We start from the raw sequence: 20,104 nt of genomic DNA on the forward strand, positions 1-20,104 counted from the left end.
GTAGCCTATAACAAACGCTTATCCGGAGATCTGAAGATGTCGCTTTTCACCTCGTCCGCCGCCTGGGTTACAGATGAACACCGCATGTTTGCCGATATGGCAGGCCGGTTCATGGATGATGAACTTTCCCCGAATGTTGAAACATGGGCCGACAGCGGCGTTGTCGACCGCGCGTTTTGGCACAAGGTCGGCGAAGCAGGGCTGATGGCGGGTTCGGTCGCCGAAGAATATGGCGGCGTTGGTGGCGGCATGGGATTTGATGCCGTAACGATCTACGAGCAGGCCGCGCGCGGTGATGCGGGTTGGGGGTACGGAATTCAGTCCATCGTGACCCACTACATCGCGACCTATGGCAGCGAAGACCAAAAGCAAAAATGGCTGCCCAAGCTGATCTCGGGCGAAATGGTTGGCGCGCTTGCAATGACCGAACCGGGCACCGGGTCCGACGTTCAGGCCGTGCGGACGACGGCCGAAAAGGATGGCAACTCTTACAAGCTCAACGGGTCCAAGATTTTCATCACCAACGGCCAGTCGGCGGACCTGATCGTTGTTGCGGCGAAAACGGATAAGTCCCTTGGGGCAAAGGGTGTCTCCCTGATCGCGGTCGAAACCGAAGGCGCGGATGGATTTCGCCGGGGTCGTAACCTCAAAAAGCTGGGCATGAAGGGCAACGACACCGCCGAGCTGTTCTTTGAGGATGTCAAAGTGCCTCTGACGAACCTGCTGGGCCCGGATGAGGGGCAGGGGTTTTATCAGTTGATGAAGCAATTGCCCTGGGAACGCCTGACCATCGGTCTGATGGCCCTTGGGGCAATCGATTTCGCGATCGCCGAGACGGTGAAATACGTGCAAGAGCGTAAGGCCTTCGGTCAGCGTGTCATGGACTTCCAGAACACGCGTTTCAAACTGGCCGAGTGCAAGACCAAGGCCGAAGTGCTGCGCAGTTTCGTGAACGACTGTATCGCCAAGCTGGAGGCCGGAGAACTGGACGCCGCGACAGCCTCGATGGTCAAATACTGGGGGTCCGAGGTGCAGAACGAGATTATGCACGAATGCCTGCAACTGTTTGGCGGCTATGGGTTCATGATGGAATACCCGATTGCCCGTCTTTACGCGGATGCACGCGTGCAGATGATCTATGGCGGCACCAACGAAGTGATGAAAGAGTTGATCGCGCGGTCACTCGACGTCTAGGGGGCTCCCGCCCATCTTCGTCGTTTCTGTCGAAAAGACTGTGCTGGTTGGGCCGGGCAGTTTGCAGAGGGCGGTTTGTTCAGGCCCAAGGGGCATATTCAGCGCTGCCATCGAAATTTGCGCCGACACGACCCTGACAACCACGTTCCGCTTTCCTCATCTTGAGTTGCCGCTGCCTTGCGCGCTAATGCTGCGTGCAAGGATGAAAGGTGACCCGTGACCAACCCTGAACACTCTCTGTGGCGCGAGACGTGCCGTGAAGACTTGAGCGCCGAGACGCTCTCAGCCCATGTGACGGTCGATCTGGCCGTGATCGGGGGCGGATACACCGGCTGTTCCGCCGCGCTACACGCTGCGAAATCCGGTGCGTCGGTCTGTCTGTTGGAGGCGCAGGGCATCGGCCATGGCGGCTCGGGGCGGAATGTCGGGTTGGTCAATGCGGGCCTTTGGTTGCCCCCCGACGACATTCGCAAGCACTTGGGTCAGGCAACTGGCGACCGCCTGATTGACCTTCTGTCCCAAGCACCGTCCGAGGTCTTTACCCTGATCGAAAAGCACCAGATCGATTGCGAGCCGGTGCGGAACGGAACACTTCACTGCGCGCATTCACCTGCCGGGTTGCGCGATCTGAAAACCCGCCACGCGCAGCTTAGCACGGCGGGCGCTCCGGTCGAGCTGTTGTCGGCCCGGACCGCAGCGCAAAGAACCGGTAGCGAGGCGTTTCATGGGGCGCTGTTTGATCCTCGGGCCGGTACGATCCAGCCACTGTCCTATGTGCAGGGTATGGCGCGAGTGGCGCGTGAGTTCGGCGCACAGATTTACACCAACAGTCCGGTTCGCAACCTGCGCCGGGAAGGTGAGGTTTGGGTTCTGGAAACCCCCGGCGGAACGGTGCGCGCAAGGGCGGTCATTCAAGCCACAAACGCCTATCACCAAGGCATCGAGGACACCGCGCCCGCCTATGTGCCGGTCTACTACTTTCAATATGCGACCGCGCCTTTGTCCCACAATCTGCGCAACAGCATTCTGCCGCAGGGCGAAGGATGCTGGGATACCGGCCTGATCATGACATCGTTCCGGCTGGATCAGGACGGGCGTATGATCATCGGCGGGATGGGGGACCTAAGCCATGCTGGCCACGCGGTGCATGCCGGATGGGTCAAACGCAAATTGGCCGAACTGTTCCCGCGATTGTCGGACCAACCACTGGTTCAGGGCTGGCACGGGCGCATTGCCATGACGTCGGATCACATCCCCAAGATCACCCAGATTGGCCCAAACGCGCTGTCCGCCCATGGGTTTTCCGGGCGCGGCATCGGGCCCGGCACGGTGTTCGGGCGGTTGATGGCTGAAAGCCTTTTGACGGGGGATTCCTCACACCTGCCAGTGCCAGCCGTGCCCGAGCACCGCGAAAGCTGGACGGGCCTGCGCCGGGCTTATTTCGAAACCGGCGCGGCGCTGACCCATCTGATCAAGGCGCGGTTCTGATACGTCAGACCGAGCGGGTGATGCCACCATCGACCCGGATGTTTTGTCCGGTGATATAGCCGCCTCCTTCAGAGGCCAGCAGAGAAATCACCGGCGCGATTTCGTCCGGACTGCTGCCGTAGCGCCCCATCGGAATCCTGTCGCGGAAGTCCTGTTTCTCGGGCAGGCTGTCGATAAAGCCGGGCAGCACGTTGTTCATGCGGATATTGTCCGCCGCGTATTTGTCCGCATAGAGCTTGGTGAAAGCCGCGAGACCAGCGCGAAAAACACCCGATGTCGGAAAGGCCGGGTCCGGCTCGAACGCCGCGAAGGTTGAGATATTGATGATCGACCCGCCGCCCTGGGCCTGCATGATCGGAGTCACCAGCCGGGTCGGGCGGACGGCGTTTAGAAAATACACCTCCATCCCCAGATGCCAGTCGTCATCCGACAGATCCAGCACCGCGCCTTTTGGGCCATGCCCGGCTGAATTGACCAGAACGTCGATCCGTCCCCAATGGGACATGGCCGCATCCACCAGCCGTTGCAGATCGTCGGTGGATTGGTTGGACCCGGTTATCCCGACGCCACCCAGTTCCCGGGCCAATGCCTCGCCCTTGCCAGAGGAAGACAGGATACCGGTTTTGAACCCGTCAGCGGCCAGCCGACGGGCCGCGTCGGCGCCCATCCCGCTGCCGCCGGCCGTTATCAGGGCAACTTTTTCTGTCATTTTCGCGCTCCAAACTGCATCTGTCCTTAGAATGAGCCTCGGCGCTGCGTTTGACCAATCAGTTCTTCTGCTCTAAGCCTGTAGAAAATCTACTGTGTGCGGATATGCCAGCCCTTCCACCTCTGAACGCTTTGCGTGCTTTTGAAGCTACGGCCAGACATCTGAACTTTCGCCTTGCAGCGGAAGAACTGGGCGTCACGCAAGGGGCTGTGGCGCAGCAGGTTCGGGGGCTTGAGGCGCGGTTGGGCGTTGCCCTGTTCGACCGGATGCCGCGCGGTCTGCACCTGACGGAAGAGGGCCGCAAGTTCAGCGCGCCGCTGGGACGCGCGTTTCGCCTGATCGAAAACGCGGTGGAAGAGGCGGCAGACCAGCGTCGGATCACGATATCCGTGACACCCAGTTTTGCGTCGAAATGGCTGGTGCCCAGGCTGTCGGATTTCACGGCGAAGCACCCGGATATTCAGGTTCAGATCGATGCACAGGAACATCTTGCCGAATTCGGCAAGGACGGGGCCGACATCGCTGTGCGCCACGGTCAATCGCATCTGACATCCGATCTGCGGGCCGAGCCCTTGTTTTCAACCGAGCTTATTGTGGTTTGCGCGCCAGATCTGGCCGGGCGCGTGTCTGATGTGCCGGATTTGTTGGGGCATACGTTGCTTAGCGATTCACATGGACTTTGGCCGCTGTTTCTGGAACATGCCGGGGTGGACGGAAGGCCGCGCATGATGACTTTCAACCACACCAGCCTTGCAATTGATGCGGCTGTGGCGGGGCAGGGGTTTGCCCTGGCAGATGCGGCGCTTGTCGGGTCCGAACTGACCTTAGGCCAGTTGGTCAAACCCTTCGAACAGGTGCTGAGCGGTGATCCGGGGTTTTACATCGTGACCCCGAGGAAGCCGCGCCAGCCCAAACTGGTCGAAGCGATGCGGCGTTGGTTGCTGTCACAGGTCTAAGCGTCCGTAGCGCGCTCGGCGGACCGAGCGTTTGCTGTTCCCCCGACCGTGCAAAATGGGACCGCGAAAATTTACCATTCCAGCCATAGACGCGGGCATTAGGCTCCTCTAACGTCGCCCCGATCCCCAGTGAACCCTGACAAACAGGCGCGAGGTAAATTCATGGATTATCACAGTCCTGCCAGCTTTGCCGAAGCATCGGCCCTGGCGGCAAACGCAACGGGCATAACGCGATTTCTGGCAGGCGGCACCGATGTATTGGTGCAGTTGCGCGCCGAACTGGTGACGCCCGACACGCTGATCGATGTCAAGAAAATCAACGGTGTGCATGACATCACCCGCAACGCGGACGGCAGTTGGACGCTAGGCGTGGCAACCACCGGCGCGGAAATGAGCGAGCATGCCGAACTCGGCCGCGACTGGCCCGGCGTGGTCGAGGCGATGGACCTGATCGGCTCGACTCAGGTTCAGGGGCGCGCGACTTTGACCGGCAATCTGTGCAACGGGTCGCCTGCGGCGGACTCGGTGCCTGCCATGGTGGCTGCGGGTGTGACGGTCACGGTCACCGGACCGGATGGCACCCGAGAGGTCGCGGTTGAGGATATTCCGACCGGACCGGGCAAAACCTCGCTGGCGAAGGGAGAGTTGGTGTCCGCCGTCAACATCCCCGCCCGTGGCGACAACGCAGGCGACGCCTATCTGCGGTTCATTCCGCGGACCGAGATGGACATTGCGGTTGTCGGCGTCGGGGTCAGCCTGCGTCTGGACGGCGATACCGTAACCGAAGCGCGTGTGTCTTTGGGTGCCGTGGCACCGACTGTTCTGCTGGTGGAAGACTGCGCCACGGCGATCATTGGCAGTACGCTGGACGATGCAGCGCTTGACGCGCTGGCCGCTGCGGCCTCTGCCGCCTGCAACCCGATTGACGACAAGCGTGGCACAATTGAATTCCGCACCGAGGTCGCAGGCGTTCTGGCCAAGCGCGCCGCAAAGATCGCCTATGCCCGTGCGAAGGGAGAAGATGTATGAGCAAGCTCCACGTATCCACAACCGTGAATGGGGACACGGTCGAATACCTGTGCGACCCGCGCGAAACACTGCTGGACTGTCTGCGCGACAAACTGAACCTGACCGGCGCGAAAGAGGGCTGCGGCACCGGAGACTGCGGGGCCTGTTCGGTCACAGTTGACGGTCGTCTGGTCTGTTCCTGCCTTGTGCTGGGGGTCGAAGCGGACGGCAAACAGATCGAAACCGTCGAGGGGATTGCAGACGGTGACGTGCTGCATCCATTGCAGCAGAAGTTCATCGAGCACGCTGCCCTGCAATGCGGCATCTGCACGCCCGGCATTCTGGTGGCGGCCAAATCGCTGCTGGAAAAGAACCCGGACCCCACCGAGGAAGAGGCGCGGTATTGGCTGGCAGGCAACCTCTGCCGCTGCACCGGGTACGACAAGATCATTCGCGCCGTGATGGAAACGGCAGCAGACCTGCGGGAGGCGTCATAATGGCTCTGGACGATCGCAAATCTGACTTCACCTTTGTGGGCACCCGCCCGAACCGCCCCGATGGTTTGGACAAGGTCACGGGCCGTGCCAAGTTCGGCGCGGATATGTCGGCCCCCGGCATGTTGCACGGCGCGGTTCTGCGCTCGCCCCATGCCCATGCGCGGATCGTGAAGATCGACACCTCGAAAGCCGAGGCGCACAAGGACGTCAAAGCCGTCGTGACACGCGCCGATTTCGCTGACGTGCCCTTTGCCCCCGGTCTGGCGGGCGAGTTCTGGAACGTGCTGGAAAACGTCATGGCCGGTGAAAAGGCGCTGTATGACGGTCACGCGGTCGCAGCGGTTGCCGCAAGTTCGGCTTTGGCGGCCCGCGATGCGCTCAAGCTGATCGAGGTTGAATACGAAGTTCTGCCCCATGTCACCGATGTAGACAAAGCGATGGCAGCGGACGCGCCGGTGATCCGCGAAGGGGCTGCGGATTACTCGGTGCCGCAAGGCATGCATCCGAACGTTGTCCGCTATCACGAAAGCGGCCATGGCGATGTCGAGGCTGGCTTTGCCGAGGCTGATCTGGTCATCGAAGACAGCTTTGTGACCGAGGCGACGCATCAGGGCTATATCGAACCGCATGCCTGTCTGGGTATGCTGGGCAATGACGGCAAGGGTGAGCTGTGGTGCACCACCCAGGGCCACTGGATCGCACAGAAAACCTGCGCCGCGCTGCTGGGCATTGAGACCTCGCAATTGCGCGTAACCGCGTCGGAAATCGGCGGAGGGTTCGGCGGCAAAACCACCGTTTTCATTGAACCCGTCGCACTGGCGCTGAGCCGCAAGGCCAACCGTCCGGTGAAAATCGTTATGTCGCGCTCCGAGGTGTTCCGGGCCACCGGTCCGACCTCATCCGCGTCGATGGATGTGAAAATCGGGATGAAGAAGGACGGCACGATTTCGGCGGCGCAGGGCGTGTTCCGCCTGCAAGGCGGGGCCTTCCCTGGTGCGCCGGGCGACATGACCGCCATGTGCGCCTTTGCGCCCTATAACCTGACCAACGTCAGGCAGATCGGTTATGACGTCATGGCCAACCGTCCGAAACAGGCGGCTTATCGCGCTCCGGGCGCGCCGATGGGGGCCTTCGCCGTCGAATCGGTGATCGATGAGCTGTGCAACAAGCTGGGCCTCGACCCGGTTGAGGTGCGCCTGAAAAACGCCGCGCATGAGGGCACAAGGGCCAGCTACGGCCCAACCTTCGAACGCATCGGCCTGGTTGAAACTCTGGAAGCCGCCAAGGCGCACCCCCATTACGCGGCCCCACTGAAACCGGGGCAGGGGCGTGGGATTTCCTGCGGGTTCTGGTTCAACCACGGCGGCGAAACCTCGGTATCGCTGGCGCTGTCCGAGGACGGCTCGGCCCAGTTGATGGTCGGAACGCCCGATATCGGCGGCTCGCGCGCGTCCATGGCGTTGATGGCGGCCGAAGTGTTGGGCATTCCGTACGAGAACATCCGCGTCACCATCGCCGACACGGCAACGCTGGGTTATAACGACGTCTCGCACGGAAGCCGCGTGACCTATGCCAGCGGTCTGGCGACCATCAAGGCGGCGAAACATGCGGTTGAAAAGCTGTGCGAACGCGCGGCGGCCAAATGGGGCATCCCTGTGGACGCGGTGAAATGGGAAAACGGCTGCGCGGTTCCTTCCGGGCCCAATGCGGGCGATTTCGATCCCTTACCGCTGGCCGATATCACGGCGAACATGGGTCGCACCGGCGGTCCGATCTCGGGGCATTTCGAGGCCACCCCCGAAGGCGCGGGCGTGTCCTTCGGCACCCATATCGTCGATGCCGAGGTCGATCCGGAAACCGGCAAAACCTCGATCACCCGCTACACGGTCATTCAGGACGCAGGCAAGGCGATCCACCCGGCATATGTCGAAGGCCAGTATCAGGGCGGGGCTGCACAAGGCATCGGCTGGGCGCTGAACGAGGAATACATCTATGGCGAGGATGGACGGTTGCAAAACTCGGTCTTCCTCGACTACCGCATCCCGGTCGCCAGCGACCTGCCGATGATTGACACAGTGATCGTCGAGGTTCCGAACCCCGGCCATCCGTTTGGTGTGCGTGGGGTCGGCGAGACAGGCATCGTGCCGCCCCTCGCTGCCATCGCCAATGCGGTGTCGAACGCGGCAGGGGTTCGGATGAAACAACTGCCCATGTCACCGCCGCGCATTCTGGCTGCGTTGAAGGACAATGATTGACGTCCACCTCTGGTCTAGCCTCCGGTCACTGACCGGGGGCAGGCAAGTGGTGACGGTCGAGGCCACCACCACCGGAGAGCTGTTGAGCGCCCTGGTGCGCGCCTACCCGCAATTGCAGGCCCCCATCGACGCGGGTGTGTCCATCGCCATCGACGGGCGCGTCATTGCAACCGGCCTGACCGAACCTATCCCGGAAGGCAGCGAAGTTTATCTGATGCAGAGGTTGCGGGGCGGTTAGCCCTTGGGCGTCCAAGGCGCGCGCCCGACCATACGGTCAGCCTCGGCTGTGATGTCGTTCATATGCGCCTCAAGGCTGAGGCGAAGGGTCTCAAGGGTGTCTTCGCTGGCCTTGCGCGGTACGGTTTCCGTCCACTCACGGCACAGAAACACGCCTTCGTTGCGCCACGGGCGCGGCATCAGCAACCGGTCCCAGGTTCCCGCCTCGCGCCCGTGTTTGGCGGAAAAGGTGATGCCGAACACGCGCTTGCCCGAGGTGCGCGCCCAAACCAGAGGCACGGTCGACAGAACCCGTTCCGGCCCGCGCGGACCGTCGGCGGCGATTCCGATGGAAATGCCTTGCTTCATTTTGCCGATCACCTCGCGCGACACGGCAATATTGTTGGAATTTTTGCTGGTCATGGCGATCGTGTCCATGCCGAACAGCTTCTGCACCCGACCCACCATGCTGCCTGCCCGCGCCGAGGACGTAATTGAACAGATGCGCCCTTTATCCAGCGGAAAGAAATAAGGGGATTGGGCCAGCCGCTGGTGCCAAAGGACGACAATGACCGGCTCACCCTGTTCGGCCAACTGGTCCAGTTCCTCATACCCGATGCGCTGCCAGCGCGTGTTGCGGTTCACCATCCGGATATAGCTGGCAATCCGCCGCGCGGTCCAGTTCAGTACGGCTTCGCTGTCTGCGATCTTCTTGCGGAGGCTCACACCGGGTTCCTTTTGCTGACCAGACCTTGTCTTACCCAACTGCACGGCCCGCGCAACTTGTTTGTCAGATCGCGAAGTATGAGAGATTGTAAAAAAGCCTCTTGAGTCCGCCGCGAGGCTGGCCTATTTGGGGCCTCACCATAGGGGTATAGCTCAGTTGGTAGAGCGACGGTCTCCAAAACCGTAGGTCGCGGGTTCGAACCCTGCTGCCCCTGCCATTTTCCAAATCAATCACTTAACTGTATCACCGCGCTCGTCACTGGACTCGGCGCGTTTTTTTGTGCGTTTGAAAGATCGTGTGAAGCAGGGTTCAAATCACGCCCGGCATCGTTTCCACATTATTAGGTGGTAGGCCAGGTTTCAGGGAGAACCTTTGCCGACAGCGAGCAGGACCCAGCAAAATGCGGGGTTTGTACACGTCATTGCGGAAAGAGTTGGGCCGCAACAATAGCAAGGGCAAAGAAACTGCTACTGCCATGTGGTCTGTAGGTCAGTGTAACATCCCGGGCTCTCGCTGTTAGACCCTGTTGTTTGCAGCGAAAGAGGGTTTGTAAACTTTGCCAACCCAGCCACAGCAATTGGGGTCGCAAATACTGACACCCCGGCAGACGTAGTACATAGGCCATAGGTCGACAAACAGGAAACTGCATTAACGCGCCTGACGAGCGCATTTAGGGCCGGTGCGGCGAAATGCCGAGCAAATTAATCGGCCAGACCTTCTTTCTTGGCGTCTGCCTCGAGGTCTTTCCAGAATTTCAGCGTGGACTTGAAAGTGGATTCCAGTTCTTTTTCGACGGCCTGCGCCGGTTTCGGTGGCAGTTTGGCCAAGGCTTTTTTGACACGTTGTTTGGCCTTCTGAATTTGACCCACCCTCTGTTTGATCCGCGCCTTTACTTCCTTTTTTGCCTTTTCCACTTTTGAGTCGGACATTGCTTTTTGCACTTCCTCCAGCCCTTCTTCAGCGCACATTTCCACGACCGCTTGCTCTACCTCGGCATAGGCTTTTTTCTCGGGTGCTGGCGCTTGTTTCACGGACCATTTCGCTTTTGCTAGGGCCGTTTCGGCACGTTTCTTCGCTTTTTTCGCGCTGTGTTTCACGGCTGCGGGTTTTTTCTTTTTGCAGAATGCGTTGACCTTCTTTTGCGTTTGAGGATCAAGTTTAGGCATGGGATACTCCATTGAACGGACTATGAAATTTGAGGTGGGCGCCTGGGCTTGAAATATCTGGGTATCGTTCAGGCGCGCCATATTTGAAATAATCTTAACTCGAGGCCGCATTCCGACAAAGGAACCAATTCACATAGGAAATACACGAAGACTAGAGAGGCCGGGTGAGCCCTTGCCTAGGCTTTGCCGTTGGGACGTAGGCCATGAGCAGCCTGCCACCGGATGGGGCGAGTTGCTTTCCTGCATTGAGGGAGGGGTGGGGCAAGATGTGCCGGGGGCCTAACCTTCGCGAACAGCACCTGCAACCACGTAAGGCACTGGTTTCGCTGAGTAGAGTTGCAGAAAGTCGCTCTAAAGCCGTTTGACGACTCTGTGGTACAACTTTTTCAATGGATGTCGCCGAAGGTTGGCAAGCTCTGTCTCCAACATACTTGTCTGTCTTGTTTCTGCCTCAAGGCGCTCTTCCAACTCCTTGCGACTCAACCTTGCATGCTTGGTGCCAGCTGGGTTCAATCCCGGGAAATCACTGCTGTTTTCATTTTCAACGTATCTAAAGAAGACGGCCATAATTCGCATTAGGGTTTGAGTTTCGTCTTCTTGGTTGTCCTGTTCTGCCGTTGGTTCGGTGAGTGGGCTTCCCTTGATTTGTTGATTAATAAGTGCCGTTTGTTTTGCAAATTTCTGATTGACGATAGCAATGTCTTCCGGAGATGGACCATGACTAAATTCGAGTTCCGGGGAAGCCTCGATCAGACGATCCGCAATCAGCGGATAAGTTGCATGATCAAATACGCCGTTTATCATTCGAAGAAACTGACTTTCGCGTTCAGTTAACGATCGATTGACCCTGAGAGGGCTCACTGTTGGCCAGTTCCCAGGTGGTAGGTTCAGAACCTTTTCCAAGAAGAAGCTGCATATGTCGCGTTTGGCATCGTCGTAGTTAAAGACATCAAAGGTCAAACCCAATCTTTGGGCGGCTAAAATCTCTTCCATAGTTGCGCCCATAGTGTCTTCTGCGGCTTCAATAAACTGACGAAAGTCACCGGTAAATCGACCGCGTTTGATGCCTTGCTGCCAGCTTGAAAATAATAGCTCACTGTAGTTTCTGGCAAAAAACACGATGTGAGTTGCAAAGCCCAAGTTTTGCAACTCCAACGCAAATTCTTTCAAACGCTTGCTGTCAAAAGCCTGCAGGAATTCGCTTGAGATCAGGACATGCGGCTCATTCCTTTGAAACACCGCCAAATTTCGAGCGACAAAGTCGCCTACCGTTTCTCGAACAGCCTCTTTTCTTTTGAAGATACTTGTTTCTTCGATGTCTTTTGCCAGGACGGAACCCAGGGGCGTACCGTTGCCGCCTGTGGCCTTTCCCTTGATAGCATCGGTCAAATCGACCAGAGGTGGATAGTAGATTCCCGCTTGAGATAGCTCTTCAGTGTGTCGGGCAAAAAACGTCTGAAGTGCGGACGTGCCTGTTTTGGCGTGCCCCACGTGCAAATAGACTATCTTCTTATTAGCTTCTTCCTGATTTGCCACGTCGCCCTCTGCTATGTGTTGAACCTTGTTCCCACGTGGAAATTTGGCCCTGCTTCTTGTGTTAGTGCCAATTGCGCGACCTAACCGCGCTTTCACCGCATTGTCGACAGTCAGATACCTGGCCAAGAATTCAACTTTGTTTAAACAGTGTCACACTTGGAAAGCCAAGCCAGTGAGGACTGCCACTGTTGGCTAGCCTCCGATCGGCCACATGGCTACTGCGACATGTTACAAGTCTATCGGTAAGCCCGAAGCGCGCAGATTGGGTGCGTGCCGCCGCGATTTTCCTCTAAACAGGTATCTTGGGCGTGGGCGTTCATCGCGTGCGGAACCCGGTTTCCTCTGGCGGGTGAATAGCCTAATGTCCCGGCAGAACAGAAACCGGAAAAGAGGGCCCATGTCGCGTTTCGATGGATATTTCCTGCGGCAATTGCTGATTCTGTTCGGCTTTTTCACTTTGGTTCTTGTCGGGGTCTTCTGGATTACCCGGTCTGTCAGCCTGTTTGACAGCGTGATCAGCGGCGGGCAGTCGGCGATGGTGTTTCTGGAATTCACCGCGCTGACCTTGCCAACTCTGATCCGCACCGTGATGCCAATGGCCGTGTTTGCGGCGGCGGTGTACGTCACCAACCGTCTGAGCCGGGAAAGCGAGTTGACGGTGATGCTGGCGACCGGGTCCAGCCCCTGGCGGTTGGCGCGGGCGGTGGTTCTGTTCGGCTTGATCACAGGTTTGATGATGGCGGTGATCAGCGTGTTTCTGCGCCCGGCCTCGGTCGAACAGCTTGAGATCAGACAGGCCGAGGTTGCCGGCGATGTGACCGCTCAGTTGCTGAACGAAGGCGAGTTCCTGCATCCGGCAGAAAATGTCACCGTCTATATCGGGCGCATCGATCTGGATGGCACGCTGAAAGAGGTTTTTGTCTCAGACCGGCGCGATCCAGACAATGCGGTCAGCTATTCCAGCGCGACCGCCTATCTGGTCAACAACAGCGCGGGCATCCATCTGGTCATGGTGGACGGGGTCGCGCTGCGCCTGAACCAAGAGGGTCGGACCCTGTCGTCGACTCTGTTTCAGGATGCGTCCTACGACATCTCGGACCTTACGCGATCCGGTGGCATGACTCGCCGCAGCCTCGAGGCGATTTCAACCGCCGAGCTGATCTATGACATGAAGTCGGTGCAAGAGGCCGAACGGCACAGCCGGGGCCATTTGGTCGAAGAGTTGCACCAACGATTCTCATGGATTGCCATCTGTATCGCGGTGTCGCTGGCAGGGTATTCAACGCTGATGCTGGGCAGCTTTTCCCGCTTTGGGCTTTGGCCACAGATACTGGGTGCCTTTACCATCCTGGTCCTGCTCGAAGGGGTTCGAGGTTTCGTGTCACCAGTTGTCATCGATGATCCAAGGCTGTGGGGCCTGCTCTACGTTCCTGCTGTTATCGGAGTGATTGTGTCGGCGCTGTTCCTGCTGATCGCGGGCAGGCCTTTGTTGCGCAAACGGACCCGAGACGGGACGCCATTGCCTTCGCCAGCCTGAGATCACTGTCGGAGGTCAGACAGGCATTGCAGGATGTTCTCGACCTCTTCATTGTCCGTGCGCACCACCAGGTACACCGGCAGCATCAAATCGCGCGCGCCCGTCACGCGCAATAACTCGCCCGAGTTCAAATGCTGCGTGATGACATAGTCGGGGAAATATCCATAGCCGCCGCGCTGTAGAAGATAGCGCAGGGCCATCAGGCAATTGCCCAGAAATATCGTCTGCCCGGATGCGCGGCGCGCGGTGGATCTGACGTGATCCTGATAGGCCTCGCCCAGTTCTATGTTGACGAAAACCTGATCGGATTCCGTGTTCGTCTTGCTTTCAACCAGACACAGGCGTTCTGGCGGAAGTTCGTGACAGATCACGCGCCGGTCCACGGGTCTTTCGTGGGTCAGGGCGGCATCCAGAACATGGGTTGCAACCGCATCGACCATGTTCAGGTCGTGGTCATAGTTCAAGGTCAGCAGCAATTGCCCGAACCGCTGTTCGAAGCGCACGGCCAAATCCACCAGCAACGGGTCCCACACGCTGAGTTGGGCACCAAGGCGCAGCGCCAGCCGGTTGTGAACCTGATCGGGCAGATCATTGGCTGCAAAGGACCACAGGGACAACATCTGCTCGGCATAGGGTTTGAACTGACGGCCATACTCGGTCAAAGCCGTCCCTCCGGCCCCGCGCGAGAACAGGGGTTTGCCCGCCGCCTCTTCAAGCGCGCGTATCCGGGCGCTGACGGCGGTTTGTGTGACGTTCAGCTTGCGGGCGGCAGCGTGAAATCCGCCGGTCTCTGCCACACATAGAAAAGTTTCCAGAGCTTTGGTTTGCATATCGAAAGTATTTTTTGATCGATCCGATAAAATCAATTCATTTTTTTGGATGGCCAGCGTGCAGTATTCTGATGCCAACACGCAAGCCAAAGGACATGTCATGCTGGACAAAAGCCACAAACCCACCTGGACCAGTTTCGAAGAGGCGACCAAAGCCGACTGGGACGCCGTTATGGAGTATGAAGAGGCGTATAACGCGGCCCTGCCGGATCGGATCCTGGATGCAATCCGGTCGCTGGACGAGGACTGGACGCCCTATCCGGTGAACCGTTATCAGCACAGCCTGCAGGCCGCCACGCGCGCTTATGAGGATGGGGCGGATGAGGAACTGGTGGTCGCCGCGCTGATCCATGACACGGGCGATATTCTGTCGCCGTACAATCACGGTGAACTGTCAGCGGCGATGATGAAACCCTATGTCAGCGAGAAAACCTATTGGATTCTCAAACATCATTGCGTGTTCCAAGGGTACTATTACAACCATCACCTTGGCGGCGACCGCAACGCGCGGGACAAGTATCGCGACAGCCCCCATTGGGAGGACTGCCGCTATTTCTGCCATGAATACGATCAGAAAGCGTTCGACCCGGACTATCCGACCAAACCGCTGGAATTCTTTGAACCCATGCTGCGCCGTGTCCTGAACAAGGGCGAAGGGCACATGGAACTGAACGAAACGGCCGAGGGTTAACAGGCCGCCATCAGGCGATAGACGATCTGCGCGGCGGTAAAGTCCCAGGCGGCATTGCCATCCGGGGCCAGTTCGACCACGTCGAAGCCCACGCATTTACGCCCTTTCAGGGCGTGTTCGACCAGTCGCAGCGCCTGATAATAGCCCAGGCCACCGGGGACGGGCGTGCCCGTCGCGGGCATCTGCGACGGGTCCAGACCGTCGACGTCGAAGCTGACATAGACCAGCTCGGGGAAATCCTCGGGCAGGTCGACCGCGTGGATGTTGCCGGTGACCAGTTCCTCGGCGTCTACGTGGAAGACGTGGTTCTTTAGGCGGCTTTGCGCCTCTTCGGTGGAAAAGGCACGCACGCCGAACTGGGCCAGCCGGACGCCTTCTTCGGCCAGCAGGTGCATGACCGAGGCGTGAGAGTGTTTTTCACCCTGATAGGCGTTGCGCAGGTCGGCATGGGCGTCGATCTGGACGATGCCGATGGGTTGACCCAACGCCCGCGCCACCCCCATCACCGCGCCGTAGCTGAGCGAGTGTTCTCCGCCCAGCGTCACCGGCACTTTGCCTGCACGAATGGCGGATTCGGTGCGCTGGGCGATGCGTTCCATGATTTCGGATAGGGCGGCGTCGCAATCGACGGGCTCTTCGGTAAAGATGCCCTCGACGCAGGGTTCGGCGTGGCCGGTGATGCGTTCCAGTTCGCTGCTGGCTTCGATGATCGCCTCGGGGCCTTTGGCGGTGCCTGACCCGTAGGAAACGGTGCGTTCCAGCGGCACCGGGATCACGCGGAACCGGGCGTCTTCGCTGCGCTCGGATGCGGTCAGTTCACTGTCGAGGAAAATGCTCATGAGAGGCGGTCCTTAAAGTCGTCATAGCCGAACTGTTTGATGATCTTCAGCGCGTCCGTTTCGCTGTTCCACAGGGCGATGGTGGGCAGCGGCACGCCGTTGAATGTGTTGGTCTTGACCATCGAGTAATGTGCCTGATCGAGGAAGGCAAAGCGCTGGCCGATCTCGAGCGGTTTGTCCCATGTGTAATCGCCGATCACGTCGCCCGCCAGACAGGATGGACCGCCGAGGCGGTAGGTGTGGCCTGTTTCGGCCTCGTCCATCAGGGCGGGGCGATAGGGGGCCTCGATCACGTCGGGCATGTGGCAGGTGGCCGAGATATCGGTGATCGCAAGCTTCATGCCATTGGTGGGCAGGTCGAGGATTTCACCCACCAGGATGCCCGCGTCCAACGCGACGGCCTCACCGGGTTCGAGATAGACGTCGATGCCGTATTTCTCGCGGATGGCCTGGATGAAAGCGACCAGCCCGTCGCGGTCATAATCGTCACGGGTGATGTGATGCCCGCCGCCGAAGTTCAGCCATTTGAGCTGGTCCATGAACGGGGCGAGTTTGGGTTCGACGGCGTCCCATGTGCGCTGTAACGGCTCGAAGCCCTGTTCGCAGAGCGTGTGCATGTGCAGGCCATCGACCCCGGTCAGGGTGGCGGCCGTCAGTTGGCTGACTGGCGTCCCAAGGCGCGAGCAGGGGGCGCAGGGGTCGTATTTGGGGATCTCGCCTTCGGAATGTTCCGGGTTGATGCGCAGGCCCACCTGCACATTGGCGGCCTGGGCTTTGGCGAGAAAGCGGTCTTTCTGGGCCGGGCTGTTGAAGATGATGTGGTCGGACAGCGACAGGATTTCATCCATGTCGGTGTCTTTGTATCCGGCGCAAAAGGTGGCGACTTCGCCGCCGTATTCTTCGCGGCCCAGACGGGCCTCATAGATGCCGGACGCGCAGGTGCCACCGAGGTGCTGGCGCACCAACGGGGCCAGCGAGAACATCGAAAACGCCTTGAGCGCGCTGAGGACATGCGCGCCGGACCGTGCGCCGATATCGGCGAGGATGGTCAGGTTGCGCTCGACGGCTTTTTCATCGACCACGAAGCAGGGCGTCGGAACGCGGGTGAGGTCGAAATTGCGGAAGGCGCCGGCGTCTCCGGCTTGTGTGGTCATCATGTCGGACATAACCGGCGTCTCCTGAATTGGAGAGGCCGGGGGGCCAGCCCCCCGGACCCCCCGGAGTATTTAGGAAAAGATGAAGTTAAAACTCGACCGGGCCGTCAAGCTCGTGGACCTGCCATGGCAGGCCGTGTTCGTTCAGCATGTCCATGAAGTTGTCCGGGTCCAGCTGTTCCATGTTCCACACGCCCGGCTCGCGCCAGTTGCCTTTCAGCACCTGTGCGGCACCGATCATGGCGGGGACGCCGGTGGTGTAGCTGACGGCCTGACTGCCGACCTCGGCATAGCATTCTTCGTGGTCGCAGATGTTGTAGATGTAGTAGGTCTTCTCGCCCGAGCCGTCCTTGGCCTGACCTGTGGCGATGTCGCCGATGCAGGCCTTGCCCTTGGTTTCCGCGCCCAGGTCGCCGGGATCGGGCAGCAGGGTTTTCAGGAACTGGATCGGGATGATTTCCTTGCCGTCATGCATCACCGGGTCGATGCGGGTCATGCCAACGTTTTCCAGCACCTTGGCGTGAGTGATGTAGGCGTCGCCGAAGGTCATCCAGAAGCGGGCGCGCTCGATCTCGGGGAAGTGGGTCGAGAGCGACTCCAGTTCCTCGTGATACATCAGGTACATGTTCTTGGGGCCGATGGCGGGAAAGTCAAACTCGACCTTGTGGGTCATCGCGGGAGAGTGTTTCCACTCGCCATTTTCCCAGTGGCGCACTTCGGCCAGCACTTCGCGCAGGTTGATCTCGGGGTTGAAATTGGTGGCAAACTCCTGATCGTTGCTGCCGCCATTGGCGTCTAGAACGTCAATCTGGCGGATGGTGTCCAGCTTGTGTTTCTTCAGCCATGTGGCAAAGACGGAGGTCACGCCCGGATCGAAACCCGAGCCGAGGATGGCTGTCAGGCCGGCCGCTTTGAACCGTTCCTGATAGGCCCATTGCCAGTGGTATTCGAACTTGGCCTCATCCTCGGGCTCATAATTCGCGGTGTCGAGATAGTGGATACCGGCCTCGAGGCACGCATCCATCAGCACCAGATCCTGATAGGGCAGGGCAAGGTTCACGAGGATTTCCGCCCCGGTTTCCTTGATCAGCCTGACCGTGTCCTCGACCTTATAGGCGTCCAGTTCGGCGGTTTTGATGTCCACGCCGACGCGGTCCTTGACGGCTGCGGCGATGGCGTCGCATTTCGATTTCGTGCGGCTGGCCAGAGTGATTTCGGTGAAGATGTCCGAATTCATCGCCATCTTGTGCACAGCAGCGTGGGATACGCCGCCTGCGCCGACAACCAGTGTTTTGCCCATGGTGTCCTCTCCTCTCGGGTTATTCGTAATAGGTGTAGCCGTTGATGCTGTCGCGGTAGGCGGCCATCAGGGTTTTGCGGTCTTTGGCCAGCAGAGTACCGGTCGAGATCGCCTCGTCCACCATTTTGCGGAAGGCGGCGACGCAGTCCTGCGGGTCGAACTCGACATAGGACAGGACTTGACTGATGGTGTCGCCCTCTTGTTCGTGCAGCAGGTCGAAACCGCCATCGGCGCGCAGGTCGATGGTGACGACATTGGTGTCGCCGAACAGGTTGTGCAGATCGCCCAGTGTTTCCTGATAGGCGCCGACAAAGAAGACGCCCATACAATATTCGCCATCCTCGGGCAGGGAATGCACCGGCAGGCTGGGCGAGACACCGTCGGCCAGAATGAAACGGTCGATCTTGCCGTCGCTGTCGCAGGTGATGTCGGACAGGACCGCGCGGCGGTCGGGGGTGTCGTTCAGCCCTTGCAGTGGCACGATCGGGTGCAGCTGATCGATGGCCCAGACGTCAGGCAGGGATTGAAACAGCGAGAAGTTGCAGTGGTAGATATCGGCCACTTTCTCAAGCTGGTCGTCTACATCCGTGTCCAGCTCGTCGCTTGCCGCCAGCGCCTTGAGGCGGGCCATCAGCGACAGATAGATGCGTTCGGCGCGGGCCATCTGGCGCAGGTCGACATAGCCGCGTCTGAACAGCGCGCGCAGTTCATTGCGATAGAAATTGGCGTCATTCCAGCATTCCTGCAGCCGGTCGCTGGACAGATAGCCATGCACGGCGGCAAGGTCCGAGACCATGTGATGGTCGTCGGGTTCAACCTCGGGGCCGTTGGGGGCGTCATAAAGCGTGCTTTCCAGCACGTTGAACACCAGCATGGACGATGTCGCAACCACCGCGCGGCCGCTTTCGGTGACCAGCGTGGGGTGGGGCACCTCGGCCTCGTCCAGCGCATAGGCAACGGTTTCGACGACGTTGGCGCAGTATTCCTCGACCGTGTAGTTGATCGAGTTTTCGGCAGCCTTCTTCTCGCCTGTATAGTCCACGCCCATGCCGCCGCCGAGGTCCAGATGGGTCAGCGGAACGCCCTCTCGGGTCAGTTCGGTGTAATAACGGCACGCCTCACCCACGGCGCGGCGCACGTCGTTGACGTCCTGCACCTGGCTGCCCAAATGCGAGTGCTGCAGTTTCAGGCAATGCAGCAGCCCGGCCTCCTTCAGCTTGTCCACGGTGGCCACCAACTGGTCGGTGTTCATGCCAAAGGCGGATCGGTCGCCCGAGCTTTCCTCCCATTTGCCGCTGATCTGGTTGGTCAGTTTCACCCGCGCGCCCAGCAGCGGTTCGATGCCCAACTCGTTATAGACCTCGACCACCGTGTCGGCCTCTTTCGGGCTTTCCAGCACGATCACCGTATTGAAGCCGATCTTGCGGCTGAGGATGGCAAGCTGGATGAACTCGGCATCCTTGACGCCGTTGCAAACGATCAGCGCGTCGCGCGACAGCCGATGCGCCAGGGCAATGACCAGTTCGGGTTTCGACCCGGCCTCGAGCCCATAATCGTATGTCTTGCCGAATTCGACGATCCGGTCGACCACCTGCGCCTGCTGGTTCACTTTGATCGGAAACACGCCGCGATAGGCCCCTTGGTAGCCGGTGCGGGCAATCGCATCGCGGAAGCTTTCGTTCAGATGCGCAATCTCGTGTTCCAGATAGGATGTCACGCGCAGCAGCATCGGGGCCTTGATGCCGCGGTCGTCCAGATCGGTCAGGATGCCGGGCAGGCTGATTGCGTCGGCCTCGGGGGCCATCGGATTGCGCAGACCGATCTCGCCCGCCTCCGTCACCTCGATGAGGCCCTTGCCCCATTTCTCAACCCCGTAGATGGAATGCGGTGCGTCGGGCGTGTGTTTCAATCAAGTCAGTCCTTGGGTCAGGGGTGCCGGTTTCGCGCCCGCCAATACGGCAGCAGTTTGATTCTTCCAAGTGTAAACTATGTGACAGGGAT

At 59.4% G+C, this 20,104-nt stretch carries 18 protein-coding genes and 1 tRNA gene; 10 read left to right on the forward strand and 9 right to left on the reverse strand.

Translation table 11 applies throughout. From position 1 onward, the window contains the following. Positions 1 to 36: 36 nt before the first annotated feature. Both ACR0LW_RS17050 and ACR0LW_RS17055 read left to right on the forward strand, forming a co-directional pair. Positions 37 to 1,194, forward strand: a complete 1,158-nt coding sequence (locus ACR0LW_RS17050) for an acyl-CoA dehydrogenase family protein (protein WP_480883488.1) — start codon at positions 37 to 39, stop codon at positions 1,192 to 1,194. Positions 1,195 to 1,410: 216 nt separating this feature from the next. Beyond that, on the forward strand, positions 1,411 to 2,682 hold the full coding sequence (locus ACR0LW_RS17055; RefSeq protein WP_480883490.1) for an NAD(P)/FAD-dependent oxidoreductase: 1,272 nt from the start codon (positions 1,411 to 1,413) through the stop codon (positions 2,680 to 2,682). A gap of 4 nt (positions 2,683 to 2,686) precedes the next feature. Here ACR0LW_RS17055 and ACR0LW_RS17060 read toward each other — a convergent pair whose 3' ends face one another. Then, positions 2,687 to 3,391 (reverse strand): SDR family oxidoreductase, encoded by a 705-nt coding sequence (locus ACR0LW_RS17060; RefSeq protein ID WP_170521802.1) that lies wholly within the window; start codon positions 3,389 to 3,391, stop codon positions 2,687 to 2,689. 104 nt (positions 3,392 to 3,495) lie between these two features. Here ACR0LW_RS17060 and ACR0LW_RS17065 point away from each other — a divergent pair, with 104 nt between their 5' ends. The 5 genes from ACR0LW_RS17065 to ACR0LW_RS17085 all read left to right on the forward strand — a co-directional run bounded on the left by ACR0LW_RS17065 (position 3,496) and on the right by ACR0LW_RS17085 (position 8,345). Further along, positions 3,496 to 4,347 (forward strand): LysR substrate-binding domain-containing protein, encoded by an 852-nt coding sequence (locus ACR0LW_RS17065; RefSeq protein WP_480883492.1) that lies wholly within the window; start codon positions 3,496 to 3,498, stop codon positions 4,345 to 4,347. A 162-nt stretch (positions 4,348 to 4,509) separates the two neighbouring features. Continuing rightward, entirely contained in the window at positions 4,510 to 5,376 is an 867-nt protein-coding gene (locus ACR0LW_RS17070) for an FAD binding domain-containing protein (protein ID WP_480582526.1), read from the forward strand. Next, complete coding sequence (locus ACR0LW_RS17075; protein WP_170452503.1) at positions 5,373 to 5,852, forward strand: (2Fe-2S)-binding protein; 480 nt, start codon at positions 5,373 to 5,375, stop codon at positions 5,850 to 5,852. The genes ACR0LW_RS17070 and ACR0LW_RS17075 overlap by 4 nt, the downstream gene beginning before the upstream one ends. Then, entirely contained in the window at positions 5,852 to 8,107 is a 2,256-nt protein-coding gene (locus ACR0LW_RS17080; protein WP_480883494.1) for a xanthine dehydrogenase family protein molybdopterin-binding subunit, read from the forward strand. Before ACR0LW_RS17075 ends, ACR0LW_RS17080 begins: the two co-directional genes overlap by 1 nt. Further along, entirely contained in the window at positions 8,100 to 8,345 is a 246-nt protein-coding gene (locus ACR0LW_RS17085) for a MoaD/ThiS family protein (RefSeq protein ID WP_170521810.1), read from the forward strand. The genes ACR0LW_RS17080 and ACR0LW_RS17085 overlap by 8 nt, the downstream gene beginning before the upstream one ends. Here ACR0LW_RS17085 and ACR0LW_RS17090 read toward each other — a convergent pair. Next, positions 8,342 to 9,049: a DUF374 domain-containing protein gene (locus ACR0LW_RS17090; protein WP_170521813.1), complete on the reverse strand. Its 708-nt coding sequence runs from the start codon at positions 9,047 to 9,049 to the stop codon at positions 8,342 to 8,344. The genes ACR0LW_RS17085 and ACR0LW_RS17090 overlap by 4 nt on opposite strands. Before the next feature lie 142 nt (positions 9,050 to 9,191). Between ACR0LW_RS17090 and ACR0LW_RS17095 the strand changes: the two genes are divergently transcribed. Next, positions 9,192 to 9,267: transfer RNA gene (locus ACR0LW_RS17095), tRNA-Trp, on the forward strand. 484 nt (positions 9,268 to 9,751) lie between these two features. Here the strand turns inward: ACR0LW_RS17095 and ACR0LW_RS17100 are convergent. Together ACR0LW_RS17100 and ACR0LW_RS17105 are read right to left on the reverse strand one after the other, a co-directional pair. Next, positions 9,752 to 10,216, reverse strand: coding sequence for a hypothetical protein (locus ACR0LW_RS17100; protein WP_170521815.1), 465 nt, complete (start codon positions 10,214 to 10,216; stop codon positions 9,752 to 9,754). 351 nt (positions 10,217 to 10,567) lie between these two features. Then, positions 10,568 to 11,752 (reverse strand): hypothetical protein, encoded by a 1,185-nt coding sequence (locus ACR0LW_RS17105; RefSeq protein WP_480883497.1) that lies wholly within the window; start codon positions 11,750 to 11,752, stop codon positions 10,568 to 10,570. A gap of 397 nt (positions 11,753 to 12,149) precedes the next feature. Here ACR0LW_RS17105 and lptF point away from each other — a divergent pair, with 397 nt between their 5' ends. After that, complete coding sequence (gene lptF / locus ACR0LW_RS17110; RefSeq protein WP_170521817.1) at positions 12,150 to 13,289, forward strand: LPS export ABC transporter permease LptF; 1,140 nt, start codon at positions 12,150 to 12,152, stop codon at positions 13,287 to 13,289. Positions 13,290 to 13,291: 2 nt separating this feature from the next. Here the strand turns inward: lptF and ACR0LW_RS17115 are convergent, their stop codons facing one another. After that, the gene (locus ACR0LW_RS17115; protein WP_480883499.1) at positions 13,292 to 14,119 is read right to left on the reverse strand and encodes a LysR family transcriptional regulator; all 828 of its coding nucleotides are present in this window, start codon (positions 14,117 to 14,119) and stop codon (positions 13,292 to 13,294) included. A 100-nt stretch (positions 14,120 to 14,219) separates the two neighbouring features. Here ACR0LW_RS17115 and ACR0LW_RS17120 point away from each other — a divergent pair, with 100 nt between their 5' ends. After that, a complete protein-coding gene (locus ACR0LW_RS17120; RefSeq protein WP_480583144.1) occupies positions 14,220 to 14,810 on the forward strand; it encodes an HD domain-containing protein in 591 nt (196 codons plus the stop codon). On the opposite strand, the gene speB is transcribed toward ACR0LW_RS17120, so the two are convergent. The 4 genes from speB to speA form a co-directional block, all read right to left on the reverse strand. Beyond that, positions 14,807 to 15,649, reverse strand: a complete 843-nt coding sequence (gene speB / locus ACR0LW_RS17125) for an agmatinase (RefSeq protein WP_480883501.1) — start codon at positions 15,647 to 15,649, stop codon at positions 14,807 to 14,809. The two genes, ACR0LW_RS17120 and speB, sit on opposite strands and share 4 nt — an antisense overlap. Then, entirely contained in the window at positions 15,646 to 16,815 is a 1,170-nt protein-coding gene (gene nspC / locus ACR0LW_RS17130) for a carboxynorspermidine decarboxylase (protein ID WP_480883503.1), read from the reverse strand. The genes speB and nspC overlap by 4 nt, the downstream gene beginning before the upstream one ends. A 76-nt stretch (positions 16,816 to 16,891) precedes the next feature. After that, entirely contained in the window at positions 16,892 to 18,103 is a 1,212-nt protein-coding gene (locus ACR0LW_RS17135; protein ID WP_480883505.1) for a saccharopine dehydrogenase family protein, read from the reverse strand. 19 nt (positions 18,104 to 18,122) lie between these two features. After that, entirely contained in the window at positions 18,123 to 20,012 is a 1,890-nt protein-coding gene (speA, locus tag ACR0LW_RS17140; RefSeq protein ID WP_480883507.1) for a biosynthetic arginine decarboxylase, read from the reverse strand. Between the last annotated feature and the right edge of the window lie 92 nt (positions 20,013 to 20,104).

The sequence above is a fragment of the Ruegeria sp. N4 genome, from assembly GCF_056531425.1.